This is a genomic window from Polynucleobacter sp. Latsch14-2, from assembly GCF_018881925.1.
GTDB lineage: Bacteria > Pseudomonadota > Gammaproteobacteria > Burkholderiales > Burkholderiaceae > Polynucleobacter.
Map to the genome: position 1 here is coordinate 81,193 of NZ_JACVPL010000005.1, position 18,040 is coordinate 99,232.

Genomic DNA, 18,040 nt, shown 5'->3' on the forward strand with positions numbered 1-18,040 from the left:
GATTTAGTTCTTTGCCTTTCAATCAGAAGGTTTTATGCAGCCTCAACATTTACCTTCATTCGCCGCCCTCAGAATTCCAGCATACCGCTTTCTAATTGGCGCATTTCTGCTAACAATGATGGCTGATAACGTAGAGCACGTAATCAGCTATTGGATGATGTATCAGAAATTCCACTCGCCAGAGCTCGGTGGATTTGCAGTGATCTCACACTGGTTGCCATTTTTAGCTTTCTCAGTTCCCGCAGGGGCCCTGGCAGATCGCTTTGATCCGCGCAGGCTAATTCAGATTGGCATGGTGATGTTTATGACCTGCTCTCTTGCCTGGGCCTATTTCTTTTTTACCGACTCGCTCCAGCTTTGGCAAGCACTCTGCTTGCTAGTCTTGCATGGTTGCTCTGGAGTGTTATGGCAAACCTCTACGCAAATTATTCTCTACGATGTAGTTGGCAAAACCAACCTACCAAGCGGCATACGTCTCCTTGCTACTACTAGGTATCTTGGTTTGCTCGTTGGCCCTGCCATGGGGGCACTCATGATGCTAGTCTTTGGCGCAAAACTAGGGATTCTGATCAACGCTTGCTTCTTTCTACCTAATATCTTGTGGCTCATCAATGCACCTTGTGGGCCAAAATTTAGAACGGGTGCAATCGCCCCTGCACGCGCATTTAAAGGCTTTAAAGATATTCACTTAACAGCAAAAGAGATTATTCATGAGCATAAAATTACCTCGATGATTTTGTTAGCTGGTGCAGCATCCTTTTTCGTTGGCAATAGCTACCAAGCCCAAATGCCTGGCTTTGCCCAAGATTTAGGCCATGGGGATCCAGGCATTTTGTATAGCGCCCTATTGGCTGCGGACGCTGCTGGCGCCCTGTTGGCAGGGGTGCTTCTAGAAAGTCGTGGCGGCATTCTAAAAACCAGCCCAAGAATGGCTATTATTCTTGCAGCGCTGTGGTGTAGCGCCCTGCTCTGCTTTGCCTTATCTCAGCAGTACCTATTGGCGCTCATCTGTTTATTCATCGGCGGCTTCCTTGAACTCTCATTTAATTCAATGGCCCAGACAATTGTGCAAATCAATGCACCACAAGAAATTCGGGGGCGTGTCATTGGGTTATTCAATATGTCTGCACTGGGTCTGCGCGCAGGAGCAGGAATAACAGTTGGATTGCTCGGCGGAATGATTGGCATCCATTGGTCCTTAGCGCTTTCGGCAGGATGCCTGATCGGCGTTGCCAGCACTTTATATCTAAAGTTTCAACACAAACTCTAAATATGCCGGGTTTTACCCAAAGATCTGGCCCTGCTCTAGATTGAGCTCTTGCACCAACTCAGCTCCAGTCACTTTCCCCGCAGCCCCCTTAGCTTTAAGCACTTCAATTTGTCCGCCGTGGCAGCTGATAAAGAATGAATCTAAAGTAATGTGTGTGATTTCACCTGGTTTACCTTTTACAGCACCGAAGGTTTGGGCAATATGCTTGTGACAATCGTAAATTTGCACTTTGTGCTCACCAAACTTTGTCCAAGCACCTGGCGCTGGATTACACGCACGAATTAGGTTGTGGATTTGCGTAATATGCATACCCCAATGAATCTGCGCAGCGTTCGCGTCAAACCAGCCTTCATAGTTAGCTTGCGATTCATCTTGCACTGTTTCGGTATGTTTATCTGCCACCACAAGATCGGCAGCCTCTAGCAAAGCCTTAACACCCAAAGGAAAAAGGTGATTAAAGTAGATTTTTCCAAGAGTGTCGTCGGATCCAATAAGCACTTCTTTTTGCAAAATGACTGCGCCCTCATCCAAGCCATCGCTTGGGCGAAAGATCGTTAAACCCGTCTTTTTTTCGCCCAAGGCAATTGCCCAGTTAATGGCGCTGGGGCCACGATATTTTGGCAATAAAGAAGGATGGTACTGAATCGTTCCGTGACGGGGAATCTTCACCAACTCTTGAGGCACAAACTGCAGTACGTAAGCCATTACACAGATATCAGCCTTGCTATCAATCAAGGCTTGGGCTGCTTCAGGGCTTTTTAATGAAGCAAACTGCAATGGAATTAAACCCCTTGCAATCGTCGCCTCTTTTAATACTTCGAGCTTGCTTGATTTAGGATTATCGGGCGGGCAAAAAACGGCGACTACTTCGTCGCCACGATCCAAAAAAGCCTCTAAAGTAGCCTTCCCAAAATCAGCACTCCCAATCAAAGCAATCCGCATCTTAGATCACCTTATCGTGACGTAAAGAAATTAACTCATCAGTAGTAAAACCAAGCTCGCTGAGAATTTCGTCGGTGTGCTCACCAAGCAACGGTGAACGCGTCACGACGGTTTCACTATCGGACATCTTGATGGGATTACCGACAGTTAAATATTTACCACGAATCGGATGATCAACTTCAACCACAGTTCCGGTCTCGCGTAATGATGGTTCTTCGGCAATTTCTTTCATCGACAAAATTGGACCGCATGGAATATCGTATTTATTTAAGATATCCATGACTTCGAACTTACTCAAAGTCATTGTCCACTTTTCAATTTCACCAAAAATTTCCATTAAGTGAGGCAAGCGGGCCATGGGAGAAGCAAAACGGACATCAGCAATCCAATCCTCACGACCAATCACCTTGCACACCGCCTCCCAAACTGGCGCCTGCACAATGACATACATATAAGAATTTGGATCAGTTTCCCAACCCTTGCACTTGACGATCCAACCAGGTTGACCGCCTCCAGAAGCGTTACCAGCTCGGGGTACGGCATCTCCAAAGGTTCCGTTGGGATACTGCGGGTACTCTTGCATGGTGCCGTTGCGATCCAAGCGCTGCTGGTCACGCAACTTCACACGACACAGGTTTAAAACTGCATCCTGCATAGCAGCCAAGACTTTTTGACCGCGACCAGAATGAGTGCGCTGATAAAGCGCAGTGACAATCCCTAAAGCTAAATGCAAGCCAGTACCACTGTCACCAATTTGAGCACCAGTCACCATTGGCGGACCATCATCAAAGCCTGTCGTTGATGCGGAGCCGCCAGCACACTGCGCGACGTTTTCATAAACCTTACAATGCTCATAGGGGCCAGGGCCAAAACCTTTAACGGAAGCCAAGATCATCATGGGGTTGAGCTCTTGGATTCGCTCCCAACTAAAACCCATGCGATCTAATGCACCGGGCGCAAAGTTCTCAACCAGAACATCGCACTCCTTAATCAGGCGATCGAGAATTTCTTTCCCTTTTTGGGTTTTAGTATTAACAGTGATTGAACGCTTGTTATGGTTCAACATCGTAAAATACAAACTATCAGCATCAGGAATATCACGTAATTGACCGCGCGTAGCATCACCCTCACCTGATTTTTCGACTTTAATTACATCGGCACCAAACCAAGCAAGCAACTGGGTGCAAGTTGGTCCAGATTGAACATGCGTGAAGTCGAGGATTTTCACCCCCTCTAGTGCTTTTGCCATGGTTTAAGTCCTAATAAAGATTGAAATTTTGAATTAAGCCAATTTTACCAGCGGCTAAATGGCAGCAATTGAGATTGCCTAGTTTTTAAGCATCAACACACTCAAGGCCCTGTATTTAGAAGGTTATCTTCACCAGCTTAGATTACGCTTGTAGGTTTTCCAGCTCTGAGAGGCGCTTCTGCATCGCCCTTTCTTGGGCAAAGCGCTCAGTTTCGTCGCGGATCACTGCCGTCACCCCTGTTGCCCGGTGATTCTCATCAAAAAGCATGCCTACAGTAAATGCGATTGATAGTGTCCGACCGTCCTTATGCCTTGCGGGAACCTTTAAAAGGGAACTGCCATAGCGGGTTTTGCCAGTAGCCATTGACTTGCTGTAACCCTCACTATGTCGCTGATGCTGACGCTCAGGCACGATAAGGTCCAAAGTATTACCCAGCGCCTCCGCTTCGGAGTAGCCAAAAATACGCGTAGCAGCCGCATTCCACAACACAATTTTTTCATTGGCATCCGATACGATCACCGCATCACCAATGCAATCAAGTAGATTCTCGAGATTGACGTTTGTTTTCATGGCCTCAGTCTAAACAGTTTTATAAATCACGGGGAAATAAAAAAGGCGCTCACTAGGAGCGCCTTAAAGCCTGCACAGATTAATACCTTGAGTATTTAAACTGCCTTAGCTGTGTGCAACTTGGCGATGTCGTCAGCGCTATAGCCAAGATCTGCCAACACTTCATCAGTATGCTCACCCAAGACTGGTGATGGACCAACTTCAATCTCCAAATCGGAGAATTTGATTGGGCTACCGATTGTCAAGTATTTACCGCGTACTTTGTGGTCAACTTCCACGATGGAACCGCTCTTACGCAAATCTGGTGAGTTTGCCAATTCCTTCATTGACAACACCGGTGCGCAAGGAATATCAAATTTACGGAGGATGTCCACAGCTTCGTATTTAGTCTTGTCTTTGAGCCACTCTTCAATCGTTGCGAAGATGTCAAAAATCTTGTCTTGACGCGCTTCTGCAGTCATGTAAGCTGGATCAGTTGCCCACTCTGGTTTACCAATAGCCCTGGTAATTGGCTCCCATGCGTGACCTTGAATGGTGAAGTAGATATATGCATTTGGATCTGTTTCCCAGCCCTTACATTTCAAAACCCAACCTGGCTGACCGCCGCCACCAGCATTACCGCCACGCGGTACTACATCAGTGAATGAACCATGTGGGTACTGTGGATACTCTTCGAGGTAACCAATTTTGTCCAAACGCTGTTGATCGCGCAATTTCACACGACAAAGATTCAATACGGCATCTTGCATTGAGCAAGAAACTTTTTGACCTTTGCCAGTTTTTTGACGCTGCATCAATGCTGTCAAAATACCGATTGCCAAGTGCATACCAGTATTGCTATCGCCCAAAGCAGCAGCAGAAACAGTAGGAGGACCATCCCAAAAGCCTGTTGTTGAAGCAGCACCACCAGCACACTGCGCAACGTTTTCATACACTTTTAAGTCTTCGTATGAATGACCATCACTAAAACCTTTTACGGAAGCCATGATCATTTTTGGATTCAGCTCTTGAATGCGCGCCCAGCTAAAGCCCATACGATCTAAAGCGCCTGGGCCAAAGTTCTCAACCATCACATCGGAAGCTTTGATCATCTTTTCTAAAACTTCTTTACCTTCTTGAGTTTTAGTATCGAGTGTCAAAGAACGCTTATTACCGTTGAGCATTGTGAAATACAAAGCATCAGCGCCAGGGATATCGCGTAATTGGCTGCGGGTTACGTCGCCAGATCCTGGACGCTCCACTTTAATAACGTCAGCACCATACCAAGCTAACAACTGAGTACATGCAGGGCCGGCTTGCACGTGTGTGAAATCGATGATACGAATACCGTCTAATGGTTTAGTCATGTGTGTTTCTCCTTAAAGTATTACTAAATGTATTGCGTCAATATTACGTGTCTATTACTGCGTTTTTACTTAATTCATTAACAGCGATTACTTTTTGGTAGCGCCAGCAGATGGATTCAAGTTCGTCAAACGCCCACTCTCTGTTCCAGCGGTTTCATCAATCACAGCGTTAATCAGAGCTGGCTTACCAGCTGCAATTGCTTCTGTTAATGCTGCTTCTAATTCTGCTGGAGTTGTAACGTAGTAACCAATGCCACCAAACGCTTCAATCATCTTGTCGTAACGCGCATCCTTCACGAATACAGTTGGAGCAACATCAGCGCCACCTGTTGGATTCACATCGGTACCGCGATATACGCCATTGTTATTAAAGACAACAGTTGTGATCGGGAGTTTGTAGCGGCAAACTGTTTCGAGTTCCATGCCACTAAAGCCAAAGGCGCTGTCGCCCTCTACAGCAATCGTTGGCAAACCGCTGGTCACTGCTGCACCGATAGCGTAGCCCATACCAATACCCATAATGCCCCAGGTACCAGAGTCAAAACGCTTGCGCGGCTTGTACATATCAACAATTGCGCGGCAATAGTCAAGCGTATTGGCGCCTTCGTTTACCAAGTTCACATCTGGGTTCTTCTTAATCACATCGCGAATCACACGCAATGCACCATGGAAATTCATTGGCGTTGTTTCTTTGGCAAGTGTTTCTGCCATCTTTGCAGTGTTCTTATCTTTCTTCTCGGTAATCGCAGCAATCCATTCAGCGCTTGGCTTAGGAACAGCAGCAATACCCTTCAAGAGCTCACCAACACATGAACCAATATCGCCAATCAATGGCGCATCGATTTGAACGTTGCTGTCAACTTCGTTAGCCTGGATATCGATTTGGATAAATTTCTTAGGGTCTTTACCCCAAGTCTTGCCTTTACCATGCGCAAGCAACCAGTTCAAGCGAGCGCCAACTAACATCACTGCATCAGCCTCAGCCAATACAAATGAACGCGCTGCAGAAGCAGATTGCGGGTGATTGTCTGGCAACAAACCTTTAGCCATCGACATTGGCAAATAAGGAATACCTGATTTTTCAATCAATGCACGAATATCAGCATCTGCCTGAGCGTAGGCTGCGCCTTTGCCCAAGAGAATCAATGGACGCTTAGCACCCTTCAATACATTCAAGGCACGTTCAACCGCATCGGCTGCTGGGATTTGACGTGGTACCGGATCGATTACTTTAAAGATGGATTTCTTGGCCTCTTCAACAGGCATTGTTTGACTTAACAATTGCGCTGGCAAATCCAAATACACGCCGCCTGGACGACCAGAAACTGCCGCACGAATTGCGCGCGCAAAACCAATCCCAATATCTTCAATGTGATTGATGCGGTAAGCCGCTTTGCAATATGGCTTAGCAGCGTTAAGCTGATCCATCTCTTCGTAATCGCCTTGTTGCAAGTCAACGATTTCGCGCTCGCTTGAGCCACTAATCAAGATCATTGGGAAACAGTTCACCGTTGCGTTAGCAAGGGCTGTTAAACCGTTCAAGAAACCAGGTGCAGAAACCGTCATGCAAATGCCAGGCTTTTGTGTCATGTAGCCAGCAATCGCAGCCGCATTACCTGCATGCTGCTCATGACGGAAGCCGATAAAGCGCATTCCCTCTGCTTGAGCCAAACGACATAAGTCAGTAATCGGAATACCAACGAGACCAAAAATCGTATTGAGATCATTCGCCTTGAGGGCCTCAATGACGAGGTGGAAGCCGTCAGTTAATTGGGTATTTTGGTTGTCTGTTGTCATATAAGGTTGTTGTTTTAAGTTATGAATGCATCACAAGGCCACAAGCGCTCCGCTTAGGCAGAAGTGAATCTTAGGCTTGGGGGTGGGGTTCATCATTGACTTCGGTCAATTTCCCTTCAAATCCCCTAAATACGAGGGTTTAGCTTAGATAAAAAGCTCTTTATGCTTGGTTTTGAGGCGGCTCAAAGTTTCAGGGGAGAGATTTAAATAGGCCGCCAACTCTTTTTTAGGAAGAAGCTCAAATAAGTCTTCGTACTTGCGCAAAAAACGCTCAACTCGACCTGGGGCATCGAGCATATGCAAAGTGATGGTGTGAGCCATGATTTCACTCATCAGGCGCATCACCTCGAATTCAAAGCTCTCCTTCAGGGAGATATGCTGATCCAGAAACTCGGCCCATTTTTTGAGAGGCATGCGCGCCACGCGCGCCTTGGTAACTGACGCAATGCTATATGGGGCAGCGGTTTTCAAACGCCAGGCTGCGTAGCTAGTCTCAATGTCCCCTTCAATCGCAAAGCGCAAAATCATCTCTTTGGCGTCTGCGCTAGACACGATTCTTTTGAGGATCCCATCCAAAACAAAGTACTGCTCCATTTGGTGGTCACCCTGATGCAGCAGAATGTCACCTTTTTTGAGGTCCGAGATCTCTAGATGACGCTCTAATTCGGCCATACTTTCCTGATCTAAGCTTTTTAAGACTGAGTTTTGACCCAGCTGCAAGCGAATCAGGTTTTTTTCGAGGTGCTTATCTAATGCCGTCATAAATCCTTAATCCTAGACCCTATATTGTAGGCTTTTTATGATCTAAATCAGGTTTTAACCATAGCCATAGACTAGAATGAAAAGGTCGTGGTGCTTTATTGCAATGCAACAAAGTTAAACGGGAAACACTAAACGTGTGCTGCCCCCGCAACGGTAGGTAAATATGCCCCAAATTTAAAAAAGGGCGTTAGGAATCTGAAAAAGCCACTGTGCATGTCAATTGCATGGGAAGGTCAGGTTCTGAGATTTACTAGCCCGGATACCGGCCAAGACAGGTGGAATTTTGCGGACGGGGATCTTCGCGCGCCGATGAAGCATCCTGCGCCTCAAGCCGAGATGTCCAATTGACGCCTGAACTCCTGCACGAGAAATTCTGTTCGACCCAGCTTACGGGGAAGTTAGCTAGGTGATTCGAAGGCAGAAGGTTCATCATGAAACAGCAGTTAAGCAATCCAGTGGTCAGCACTATGATTTTTAGTGCATCAATCATTACTAGCACAGCGCTATTTGCACAAAGCCATACCAATGTTTCGGTCATGAATTCACCGAACCCAATCAACCCCATCATTGTCACGGCGACCAGAACGCCATTACCAAGTAACGATGTGTTGGCAGACTTCACCTACATTAGCCAAGAAGAAATTGCTCAAGCTGCACAAACCAGCTTACCCGATCTCCTGCAACAGCAGCGTGGCATTCAAATCTCGAATACTGGTGGTAGCGGTAATGTGTCTAGCGTCTATATCCGCGGCACAAACAATGGTCAGAGTTTGGTGTTAATTGATGGCGTGAAAATGGATTCCTCTGGAGGTGGCGCACTATGGAACTCTATCCCGCTGTCCCTCATTGATCATATTGAAATCATTTACGGGCCACAAAGTACCTTTTATGGATCGGATGCGATGGGCGGCGTCATTCAAATCTTTACCAAGAAAGGACAGGGGGCCCCACAATTGAATGCCTCTTCAGGATATGGAAGCTATAACACCAGCATGAATAATGCGAGCATTTCTGGCTCCTTACAGGACACTAACAACACATCCTACTCACTAGGCATTAGCCAAGAAAACTCTGCGGGATTCAATACCGTAGCCAATAACAACACTGGCAATGCCAGCGGTTCAAACTACCGCGGCTTTGGTGCTCTTCCTGTTGCAGCAACCGCATACACTCGGGTTGGGGCCAATGGTCAGCTTTCACAAGTATGGGCCAAGGGTCAAGAATTTGGCCTCACCATGTTTGCCAGTAAGAATAATTGGCAATATCCAAACTCAGATTATCTAGATCCAAATTATTCCAGTAGCGGAGACTACACAGCTAGGCCCATGGTAGATAGCCAAGTCAACACACTTTTTGTCGCATCTGCTTACTCTAAGAACCAAATTACCGAACAATGGCAAAGCCTTGTGCAGGTTTCAAGCACAACCAACAACGCACAAAACTTCACACTGAATAGTAATGACAAGTTAACTACGCCTGGATATGATTTTTTATGGCAAAACAATCTCGCTATCGGGCAAGATATCTTGCAAATCCTAGGAGAGAGTCGTCAGCAATATGCCTACCAAAGTAATTCGCCATATCAGACAGCTGGCTGTAGCAATGATTGCATCGTCAGCCAAAAGAGAACCACCGATTCGGTTGCCAGCTCTTATCAATTGCGTCGCGGGGACAATCTAGCAACCTTAGCCATCCGCAATGACAACATTACCAACTATGGATCAAAGACAACTTGGAGCGCGGCTTATGGATATTTCTTCACCAAAGAATGGCGCGCAAATGTGAACTATGGAACGGGATTTAGAGCGCCCTCTTTTAATGACCTCTATTACCCAGGCTACGGCAATCAAAATCTTAAGCCCGAAACCAATCGCAATATTGAAGTTGGCATCCATTACGAAAAGAAAATTTTCAACATTCATTTGGTTGCCTACCAAAATAGAATTGAAAACTTCATTGTCCCCATTAATTGTGATGCCACTTGTCCACCCGCAAACTATAGTTGGTCTTATCCAGCCAATTTCAGTCTAGTGCAAATAAAAGGCGCCTCACTGGGGGCGGATGCTCGAATGGATAATCTCACTATCAAAGGCTCGGCCGATGCCATGAGTACGGTTGATCAAACAACCGGCTTAGATGTCCCCAACAGGGCAAACTGGGTTGGGAATCTCTCGGCAGAATACCAAATCAAGAAGATCAATTTAGGCGCCAACGCCACCCTTTCTGGGCAGAGATGGGGGGGAGTAAACGCCACTGGAACGGCAAATATCCAACCGATGCCCAGCTACACCATTTTTAACCTGTATGCCAGTTATGAGTTTGATAAGAACTGGACCACCTTTGCCCGCTGGAATAATGTCTTTGATTCTCAATACCAAACTAGCTATGGCTACGCTAATGCAGGCTCCAACGTTTTTGCCGGGGTCCGCTACACCATGAAATAAAAGAAAGTGAAGGGTTTGCAGGGTTTTCAGTCAAGGCTACAATGACAATATGAACGAGCAAATTCCTCCTTCCTCTAGCGACTTGTCAACTGATGACTTATCTGCCTCGATTCGGCGCGTGGCTGATAAGTTCCATCTCATTTCCGAGGCAGTAAAAAGCCTTAATCTAAATCGCGCTCAATTGGAAGATAAGATTGAGGATGCTCAAAAACGCATTCAACATATTTTGAGTAGATTGCCAGAACAGAGTGATGGACGCCAAATGAATTTACTTGGTGAAGCAACTCCCCCAACAAACTCAGAGGACGATAATGAGCCAACGACGCATTGAGGTAACGCTTGCCGGTCAAAAAATCGCACTGGCGACTAGTGCCGAGCATGAACCCCTCCTTCGTGCCGCCTGCACCCTAGTAGACGAACAAATTCAGTTAGCAATTAATGGTGGTAACCGTAGCATTGAACGGGCAAGCATGATGGCAGCGCTCAAAATTGCAGGGGACCTGATTACCTTAAAAAATGTAGCACCCGACACTAATACAAAAAGTATTTCTTCTGATACGCACTTCGAAGAAATGACTCGCCTTCAAAGTGAAATTCGATCTCTAGAAGATCAAGTGGATGCTTTGATGCAAACCCTTTCCCTGCCTGGTTCGCCAAGGCCAATAGTTCCTTGAACCGATGCGCAAGCATCCGGAACGATCTTTACATTGTGGGCGTGAGCGTTTCGAAACTTCACAGTGGCAGCTTCGCGCTGTTCACTCCCTGAATTTCTTAATGCACCCAAAACAAAGTAGCCGTTCCACCTTGAACCTTAGGGTTCAGGATGACGGCCTAGCGGCTAAGGCGGGGAATTCATGTTACTAAGCGACATTGCCATGCTTCTGCTGTGCGGAAGCATCTCTGGCTTTCTAGCGGGGCTCCTAGGTATCGGTGGTGGCATGATTCTGGTGCCCTTCATGATTGTGGTTTTCAACCACCTGGGATTTAACCAGAGTGTCATTGTTCATATGGCTATTGCTACTGGAATGGCTACCATCCTCTTCACCACATCATCAGCCATCTGGGCACATCACAAACACAATTCCATCGACTGGAAATTGGTAGCGGCCTTAAGTCCTGGTCTGGTTTTTGGAGGACTGATTGGTGGTAGTGAACTTTTTGAGGCCCTCAAGACATCTTGGCTTTCTTTATTCTTTGCGATTTTCATTATTTACAGCTCTATTCAGATGCTGATTAATAAAAAACCTAAGCCTGGCAGGAATTTACCCGGATCGCTTGGGCTATTTTCATTTGGTGCGCTGGCGGGTGCGCTGGCTAGCTTAGTTGGCGCTGGAGGCGCCTTCATTACGATTCCCTTCATGCTTTGGTGCAATGTCAAGCCTCACGTTGCTATGGCAAGCTCTTCTGGATTGGGCTTTCCAATCGCAGCAGCAGCTACGATTGGCTATATGTACGGTAGCTGGGGAGATCCAAACTTACCCGCAGGTTCTTTGGGTTTTGTTTATTTACCCGCCGTAGCCTGCATTGTGGTGGTGAGCGTTTTTACGGCACCCTTTGGCGCCAAGTTAGCCAGAAAACTCAATGTCACTCAACTCAAAAGAGTCTTTGGTGTGATGTTATTTTTCCTTGCGGCCTTCATGCTGAATGAAAGCCGCAAGGCATTCGGTTTTTAAGCGGTGTATTGCTGACGCAACATATTCTTTTGCACCTTACCCATCGCATTGCGCGGTAAGTCAGATACGATCTCTAAACGCTTCGGTATTTTGAAATTGGCAATCTGCGTTTTCAAAGTAGCAATCATCGCTTGCGCATCCAGCTTAGCGCCAGCCTTAGGAACAACAACTGCCATTACTGCCTCACCAAAATCAGGATGTGGAATACCAATCACAGCACTCTCATCTACGCCATCCATGTCATCAATAAAACTCTCGATTTCTTTTGGATAAACGTTATACCCTCCAGAAATAATTAAGTCCTTACTGCGACCAACAATACATAAGTATTCTTTTGGAGCCTTGCCACCATTAGCATCACCACCCCAGCGACCGACGTCACCCGTTTTAAACCAACCATCTTTAGTGAATTCTTCAGCAGTCTTCTCAGGCATACGCCAGTAGCCGCTAAATACATTCGGACCTTTGACTTGGATATTGCCAATCTCATCTACACCGCAGGGCTTATTGTTATCGTCAACCACGCGTACTTTTACGCCAGGCAATGGGAGGCCAACTGATCCACCCACGCGACTGCCCTTATAGGGATTGGAGACCAACATGACAGTCTCACTCATACCGTAGCGCTCAAGAATAGGCTGGCCAATCACTTCCCTGAAGGTATTAAATGTTTCAGTCAACAAAGGTGCCGAACCGGAAACAAACAAGCGCATATTGCGTGTTACCGCTTTAGTAAATCCTTTATCAGCCAGTAGGCGTACATAGAAAGTAGGTACCCCCATCATCACAGTTGAACTCGGCATGTGGTGAATGAGTTGCGCAGTATCTAAGCGTGGCAACCAGATCATTTTGCTGCCATTAATCAATGCTCCGTGGGCAGCAACAAATAATCCATGCACATGAAAAATTGGTAATGCATGTAATAGAACGTCGCCTTTTTTCCAACCCCAAAACTTTTGCAATACTTGCGCATTGCTGCCCAAGTTTTTATGTGACAACATCGCACCCTTACTGCGACCAGTCGTGCCAGAGGTATACAGAATCGCAGCAAGGTCATCGTCCTTAGCGGGCACCGTCTTGAACTTGTCACTTTGAACGGCAGAACGCTCTAATAAACTACCAGTGCGGTTTTCATCTAAAGTCAGGACATGCTTGGTCCCCGCCTTAAATGCTACTTTTGAAATCCATGAAAAGTTCTTGCTACTGCAAACCACTAAAGCAGGTTCAGCATTCTCAATAAAGTATTGCATTTCTGCAGCCTGATAAGCTGTATTAAGAGGAAGATATACATACCCAGCACGAATAGTGGCTAGGTACAAAAACAAGGCCTCTGGCGACTTCTCTACCTGAACTGCAATACGCGCACCTTTTGGAAGATTTAGATTCTTTAACAAATTGGCCATCATGGCCGTGGCACGCTCCAAATCACTCCAGGAATAATACAAACCATCGTGCGTTTCAAGCGCACAAGCGTTTTTATCTTTTGGAAAACCTTGTTCCAGTAACGAGTACAAATTCATAAAACATTCCTATGGGGTCAATACTTTAGAAAAAATTAATGCACTTTTGGGGCGCCCATGACGAGATCTGATAGGCCTGTAGCAATTTCCGGAACAAAACAAAGCAATACTACAGAAAGAATCATGATCACTACAAACGGCAGAACACCGTAGATGATTTCGTTCAATGAAATATCAGGGGCAATATTCTTGATCACAAAAATATTAAGTCCTACAGGCGGATGAATTAATCCAGTCTCCATCACAATCGTCATCACCACACCAAACCAGACTAGATCAAATCCAGCCGCACGAAGTGGTGGCAAGAAAATTGGGGCAGTCATTAAAATAATCGAGACTGGTGGCAAGAAAAATCCTAGGATAATCACAAGAACCAAAATGGCGGCCAATAAGCCCCATCTGCCAAAGTCTAGATCGACTATTGCCTGGGCAGCTGATTGACTCAAGTGCAAGTGACTCATGACATTGGAAAATAATAAAGACATGCCGATGATGAACATCAACATGGTTGACTCTTTGATAGTTGCCTGCAACAAAGGTGAGATATCTTTAATACGCCACATCTTGTAAATTGCGGCAATCAAAGCAAAAGCCAAAATGGCACCAAGACCTGCCGTCTCAGACGGAGTGGCGTAACCGCCATACAGCGCAACCATCACACCAATCAGCAATACCAAAAATGGAATCACGCGTGGCAATGAGCTCATCTTCTGTTGCAACGTGTAGGTATGCCGCTCAAGAATCGGCTGACTAGGCGCGCCCTTTGCAACCGCTTGTAAAGCAATGTTGTATTCCTTGCGGAAACGGAAGACTGTGTAGATCGAGAAGAAGACCACCAACATCAGGCCAGGGCCAATTCCAGCCAAAAATAAACGGCCGAGTGACTGCTCAGCGGCTACCGAATACAAGATCATAGTGATCGATGGTGGCAACAAAATACCTAAGGTGCCGCCCGCAGCAATAATGCCAGCGGCCAGTCCTGGAGAGTACCCACGTTTACGCATTTCTGGAATGCCGGCACTACCAATTGCCGAACAAGTTGCAGGGCTTGAGCCCGCCATTGCAGCAAACAAGGCACAGGCTAAAACATTTGCCACACCCAAGCCGCCAGGAACCTTGCCTAACCAAACATGAAGCGCCTCGTAAAGGTCTTGTCCAGCACGCGAGCGACCAATCGCCGCCCCTTTCATAATGAATAGAGGAATAGATAGCAAAGTAATACTAGCCATTTCTTCGTAGACGTTCTGGGTCACCGTATCCAATGAGGATGAAGGCATAAAGAAAATCATAAAAATAACTGCTACTGACCCCAACGAGAATGCGATTGGCATTCCTGAAAACATGATCAATAAAGTCACAATTGCAAACAACATTCCAAGGGCCAAAATAGACATAATTAATTGCCCTTCGTTGGCTTAGAAAAATCACCAAATACTTGCAACAAGATCTGCAACGCTAGCAGCGACATACCAAACGCCATCATGAAATAAGGAATCCACAAAGGAGGCGCCCAAGATGATGAAGTTACCTGACCATCAACCCATGCCTCATGAAATAAAGTCCACGACTTCCAGGCAAAGAAGGCGCAAAACGCACAAGATGCCACATCAATCAAAATAATTCTTAAGTAATTGACAGCCTTAGGCAGCATCGTGGAGATTGCAGAGATCCCAACGTGTCCACGAATTTGCTGAACATAGGCGCCGCACAAGAATGTGGCGCCCACTAAGCAAAATACCGCTGCCTCATCCTGCCAGTCAGTGGTGGCGGCAAAAATAGCCCTTGATGCCACGCTGTAGCTCAAAATAACGGATGCGGCAATTAAGGCTAAGGATCCCAAAAACAACATTAATTTATTAATCCCAGACACTAAGCGGTCTGCAGCTTGTACGATTTGCGTCATAACTTAAGTTACCTTTTCTGCAGCCCTTAACAAGGCGGCACAACTCTCATTTTTCTCTGCATAATCTTTCCAAGCGCTAGCGCGGGCAATAACCCGCCATTGATCGACAATCGCGGCATCAATATCGGTAACCTTGCTGCCCGCCCTGGCATAAGCCAATGCTGCAGTTTTGTCATCATCCTTAGCAGCCTCTAAACCAAACTTCTCCATCTCGGCACCAGCAGCCATCAATGAATCGCGCTGATCTTTTGGTAGGGCATCAAAAATTTGTTTGGACATCAATAAGGGCTCAAGCATGAACCAGTAAGATTTATTGCGAGCGCTGGTAAAGGCTTTTGCCAACTCTTCCAACTTAAATGACATGAAGCTAGTGGAAGAGGTAAATGCCGCATCCATTGCACCAGTTTGCATAGCGGCATAGATTTCATTGGAAGGCAAAGAAATCACTGATGCGCCTGCAGCCTTGAGCATCAAATCAAACTCGCGACTACCGCCACGAATCTTTAGACCCTTAGCGTCTTCTGGAACCACCAAACCCTTAGAGCGGCTGGCTACACCGCCAGCCTGCCAAATCCAACTCAAAATCACAATACCCTTGTCTTCCAAAGATTTTGTTAAGAGGCGGCCAACTTCAGCAGTTTTCCACTTGGCAGCTTGCTCATAACTAGTTACTAACGCAGGCATCAAACCAATATTCACTTCAGGCACTTCACCACCAGCATATGGCAATGGGAATAATGAAAGATCTAAAGCTCCCTTACGTAGAGCACTAAATTGCGCATTAGTCTTCATCAAAGATGAGCCAGGGTACACCTGAAACTTCAAGGCACCCTTGGTGCGCTTTTCAACAGATTCTGCAAATTTTCGGCACAGACGATCACGGAAATCACCAGACTGAATAGTTCCACCAGGAAACTGATGCGAGATATTTAAAGTCTTACCTGCAACTTGTCCCCAAGAGCTCGATCCATAACCCACCATTGGCAGGGCTGCCGAGCTTGCCAAAATTTGGCGGCGTAATGCGTTTGGTTTGGATGAACCTGATCCAGAATTCAATTCATTACTCATGCTGATCTCCTTGTAATTTTTTTATACTTCTTCACTCAACTACTGGTTGATTTGTGCTGGTATTTATAGGTTGCCGTCTTATTTATGTCACATTCTAAAGCGAATACCGCTTCAACCGCACTTTAGGCGGCCTCCTCACCGAAATACGCAATTACGACTGCATTAGGCGCCCTACAGCTTTGGAATAAACAATTTCCCCCTTGGCAAAGCGCTCATGATTCTCTTCAACATTAGCCAAATCGTACAAATAATTAACCATCAAACCAGCTGATTGGCGTAAGCCTTTTCGAGAAAGGTCGCCCGCCCAATTGATTTGATGCAATTTTGCGCCATTGCCCAAATGAAACTTTGCAACCGGGTTGCCCGCGCGCGTCGCTGAGCCCAAACCTAAATAAATGCTCACTAAACACAGCAAAGCATTTTTTTCTTTCTCGGATGACTGGTCTGGATGCCAGCCAGCACTTAAGCGCTCGCTCCATGATTTAGCTTCCAAATCTAAAATTGCTAGCGCCTGATCACGCGCTAATTTAATAGCAGGCTTGAAGCTATCAGTCGATACAGCATCACCAAAAGTTGCACCAGCTGCAAGCCAATCAATGAACCCAGGAATAGGAGATAAAGTCACAAAAGTTTTTAGGCTGGGAAACTCTGCTTTTAGTTGCACCGCAACCCGCTTAATTAAAAAATTACCCATAGATACACCACGTAAACCTGGCTCGCAATTACTAATAGAGTAAAAAGCGGCCACCTTGAATTGATTTAGTTGGTCAACTGTTTCGGCCTTCTTATCCACCAAAGGCGTAATGACCGAAGGAATCTCAGGCAGCAAGGCCACTTCAACGAAGATCAGGGGCTCATTAGGCAATTGCGGATGAAAGAAGGCAAAACAACGGCGATCTGGCTGCAAGCGACGGCGTAAATCATCCCAACCGTCAATTGCGTGCACAGCTTCATGCTGAATTAACTTCTCAAGAACTTCAGCTGGTGACTTCCAGTCCACACGATGCATTTTCAAGAAGCCTGGGTTAAACCAGGATGACAACAGGTGACGCATATCGAAATCCACTGCTGTTAATTCCGGCTTCTTTTCCAAAACCTGCAAAAGATCTCGGCGCATCTCTACTACTGCAGCCGTCCCTTCACTCGCGCGATTTAAGCGACGGAATAATTCTTGTCTTGGCGATTCAACAATTCGCTGTAAACGCACATAGTTCCGTGCGCTAGCTTCAGCAGCATAGCTTTGAGCTGCCTTCATGACTGCATCAGCATCTGGGTTTAACTTCTCAAACAAGAAATTAAAGAATGGGATGTGCTGGTCTTTGCTGAGTTTGCGATAGTTGCTCACTACATCATCAGCCATGCTGACAGCATTAGATTCTCCGCGCTCTGAAATTAAGCGCTTGACGGCATTATTTGCCTTAGATAGGTTGCGGGCTTTTGCTAGCTTTTCCAGCATAGATATCTTTCGGGTGAGGTAAATGCGGTACGAAATTCT

General features: G+C 46.2%; 15 protein-coding genes, 1 other RNA gene, 1 pseudogene and 1 riboswitch. Of the genes and pseudogenes, 6 read left to right on the forward strand and 11 right to left on the reverse strand.

The window, feature by feature from the left end:
* Nucleotides 1–34 precede the first annotated feature (34 nt).
* Nucleotides 35–1,270 (forward strand): MFS transporter, encoded by a 1,236-nt coding sequence (locus ICN46_RS06235; protein ID WP_216206067.1) that lies wholly within the window; start codon nt 35–37, stop codon nt 1,268–1,270.
* A gap of 12 nt (nt 1,271–1,282) precedes the next feature.
* Here the strand turns inward: ICN46_RS06235 and ICN46_RS06240 are convergent, their stop codons facing one another.
* The 6 genes from ICN46_RS06240 to ICN46_RS06265 all read right to left on the reverse strand — a co-directional run bounded on the left by ICN46_RS06240 (nt 1,283) and on the right by ICN46_RS06265 (nt 7,937).
* Complete coding sequence (locus tag ICN46_RS06240; RefSeq protein WP_216206070.1) at nt 1,283–2,212, reverse strand: methionyl-tRNA formyltransferase; 930 nt, start codon at nt 2,210–2,212, stop codon at nt 1,283–1,285.
* Nucleotide 2,213: 1 nt separating this feature from the next.
* Nucleotides 2,214–3,461 (reverse strand): formyl-CoA transferase, encoded by a 1,248-nt coding sequence (frc, locus tag ICN46_RS06245; protein ID WP_216206073.1) that lies wholly within the window; start codon nt 3,459–3,461, stop codon nt 2,214–2,216.
* 142 nt (nt 3,462–3,603) lie between these two features.
* Nucleotides 3,604–4,032, reverse strand: coding sequence for a PAS domain-containing protein (locus tag ICN46_RS06250; RefSeq protein WP_216206076.1), 429 nt, complete (start codon nt 4,030–4,032; stop codon nt 3,604–3,606).
* Between the two features lie 95 nt (nt 4,033–4,127).
* Nucleotides 4,128–5,378, reverse strand: coding sequence for a formyl-CoA transferase (gene frc / locus ICN46_RS06255; protein WP_216206078.1), 1,251 nt, complete (start codon nt 5,376–5,378; stop codon nt 4,128–4,130).
* An 87-nt stretch (nt 5,379–5,465) separates the two neighbouring features.
* A complete protein-coding gene (gene oxc, locus ICN46_RS06260; protein ID WP_216206081.1) occupies nt 5,466–7,175 on the reverse strand; it encodes an oxalyl-CoA decarboxylase in 1,710 nt (569 codons plus the stop codon).
* A 144-nt stretch (nt 7,176–7,319) separates the two neighbouring features.
* The gene (locus tag ICN46_RS06265) at nt 7,320–7,937 is read right to left on the reverse strand and encodes a Crp/Fnr family transcriptional regulator (protein WP_216206083.1); all 618 of its coding nucleotides are present in this window, start codon (nt 7,935–7,937) and stop codon (nt 7,320–7,322) included.
* Between the two features lie 71 nt (nt 7,938–8,008).
* A riboswitch (cobalamin riboswitch) is annotated at nt 8,009–8,222 on the forward strand.
* Between the two features lie 146 nt (nt 8,223–8,368).
* On the opposite strand from ICN46_RS06265, the gene ICN46_RS06270 reads away from it, so the two are divergent.
* The 5 genes and pseudogenes from ICN46_RS06270 (at nt 8,369) to ICN46_RS06290 (ending at nt 12,054) form a co-directional block, all read left to right on the forward strand.
* Nucleotides 8,369–10,381 (forward strand): TonB-dependent receptor domain-containing protein, encoded by a 2,013-nt coding sequence (locus ICN46_RS06270; RefSeq protein WP_216206086.1) that lies wholly within the window; start codon nt 8,369–8,371, stop codon nt 10,379–10,381.
* A gap of 49 nt (nt 10,382–10,430) precedes the next feature.
* Nucleotides 10,431–10,712 (forward strand): hypothetical protein, encoded by a 282-nt coding sequence (locus ICN46_RS06275; protein WP_216206091.1) that lies wholly within the window; start codon nt 10,431–10,433, stop codon nt 10,710–10,712.
* Nucleotides 10,693–10,917: pseudogene (locus tag ICN46_RS12140) on the forward strand (cell division protein ZapA); the annotation flags it as partial. The gene ICN46_RS06275 and the pseudogene ICN46_RS12140, both read left to right, overlap by 20 nt.
* Nucleotides 10,918–11,016: 99 nt before the next feature.
* Nucleotides 11,017–11,235: non-coding RNA, 6S RNA (ssrS, locus tag ICN46_RS06285), on the forward strand.
* A complete protein-coding gene (locus tag ICN46_RS06290; RefSeq protein WP_216206124.1) occupies nt 11,236–12,054 on the forward strand; it encodes a sulfite exporter TauE/SafE family protein in 819 nt (272 codons plus the stop codon).
* Here the strand turns inward: ICN46_RS06290 and ICN46_RS06295 are convergent.
* The 5 genes from ICN46_RS06295 to ICN46_RS06315 form a co-directional block, all read right to left on the reverse strand.
* Nucleotides 12,051–13,574, reverse strand: a complete 1,524-nt coding sequence (locus tag ICN46_RS06295) for a malonate--CoA ligase (protein WP_216206127.1) — start codon at nt 13,572–13,574, stop codon at nt 12,051–12,053. The two genes, ICN46_RS06290 and ICN46_RS06295, sit on opposite strands and share 4 nt — an antisense overlap.
* Nucleotides 13,575–13,609: 35 nt before the next feature.
* Complete coding sequence (locus ICN46_RS06300; RefSeq protein ID WP_216206130.1) at nt 13,610–14,968, reverse strand: TRAP transporter large permease; 1,359 nt, start codon at nt 14,966–14,968, stop codon at nt 13,610–13,612.
* A gap of 2 nt (nt 14,969–14,970) precedes the next feature.
* Complete coding sequence (locus ICN46_RS06305) at nt 14,971–15,477, reverse strand: TRAP transporter small permease (RefSeq protein ID WP_216206133.1); 507 nt, start codon at nt 15,475–15,477, stop codon at nt 14,971–14,973.
* A gap of 3 nt (nt 15,478–15,480) precedes the next feature.
* On the reverse strand, nt 15,481–16,545 hold the full coding sequence (dctP, locus tag ICN46_RS06310) for a TRAP transporter substrate-binding protein DctP (protein WP_216206136.1): 1,065 nt from the start codon (nt 16,543–16,545) through the stop codon (nt 15,481–15,483).
* A gap of 151 nt (nt 16,546–16,696) precedes the next feature.
* Nucleotides 16,697–18,001 (reverse strand): malonyl-CoA decarboxylase, encoded by a 1,305-nt coding sequence (locus tag ICN46_RS06315; RefSeq protein WP_216206138.1) that lies wholly within the window; start codon nt 17,999–18,001, stop codon nt 16,697–16,699.
* Nucleotides 18,002–18,040: the final 39 nt, after the last annotated feature.

Bases quoted from the DNA above. Each gene is read 5' to 3' on its own strand.
- ICN46_RS06235 (WP_216206067.1), top strand. From the start codon at position 35: ATGCAGCCTCAACATTTACCTTCATTCGCCGCCCTCAGAATTCCAGCA.
- ICN46_RS06240 (WP_216206070.1), bottom strand. From the start codon at position 2,212: ATGCGGATTGCTTTGATTGGGAGTGCTGATTTTGGGAAGGCTACTTTA.
- frc (WP_216206073.1), bottom strand. From the start codon at position 3,461: ATGGCAAAAGCACTAGAGGGGGTGAAAATCCTCGACTTCACGCATGTT.
- ICN46_RS06250 (WP_216206076.1), bottom strand. From the start codon at position 4,032: ATGAAAACAAACGTCAATCTCGAGAATCTACTTGATTGCATTGGTGAT.
- frc (WP_216206078.1), bottom strand. From the start codon at position 5,378: ATGACTAAACCATTAGACGGTATTCGTATCATCGATTTCACACACGTG.
- oxc (WP_216206081.1), bottom strand. From the start codon at position 7,175: ATGACAACAGACAACCAAAATACCCAATTAACTGACGGCTTCCACCTC.
- ICN46_RS06265 (WP_216206083.1), bottom strand. From the start codon at position 7,937: ATGACGGCATTAGATAAGCACCTCGAAAAAAACCTGATTCGCTTGCAG.
- ICN46_RS06270 (WP_216206086.1), top strand. From the start codon at position 8,369: ATGAAACAGCAGTTAAGCAATCCAGTGGTCAGCACTATGATTTTTAGT.
- ICN46_RS06275 (WP_216206091.1), top strand. From the start codon at position 10,431: ATGAACGAGCAAATTCCTCCTTCCTCTAGCGACTTGTCAACTGATGAC.
- ICN46_RS06290 (WP_216206124.1), top strand. From the start codon at position 11,236: ATGTTACTAAGCGACATTGCCATGCTTCTGCTGTGCGGAAGCATCTCT.
- ICN46_RS06295 (WP_216206127.1), bottom strand. From the start codon at position 13,574: ATGAATTTGTACTCGTTACTGGAACAAGGTTTTCCAAAAGATAAAAAC.
- ICN46_RS06300 (WP_216206130.1), bottom strand. From the start codon at position 14,968: ATGTCTATTTTGGCCCTTGGAATGTTGTTTGCAATTGTGACTTTATTG.
- ICN46_RS06305 (WP_216206133.1), bottom strand. From the start codon at position 15,477: ATGACGCAAATCGTACAAGCTGCAGACCGCTTAGTGTCTGGGATTAAT.
- dctP (WP_216206136.1), bottom strand. From the start codon at position 16,545: ATGAGTAATGAATTGAATTCTGGATCAGGTTCATCCAAACCAAACGCA.
- ICN46_RS06315 (WP_216206138.1), bottom strand. From the start codon at position 18,001: ATGCTGGAAAAGCTAGCAAAAGCCCGCAACCTATCTAAGGCAAATAAT.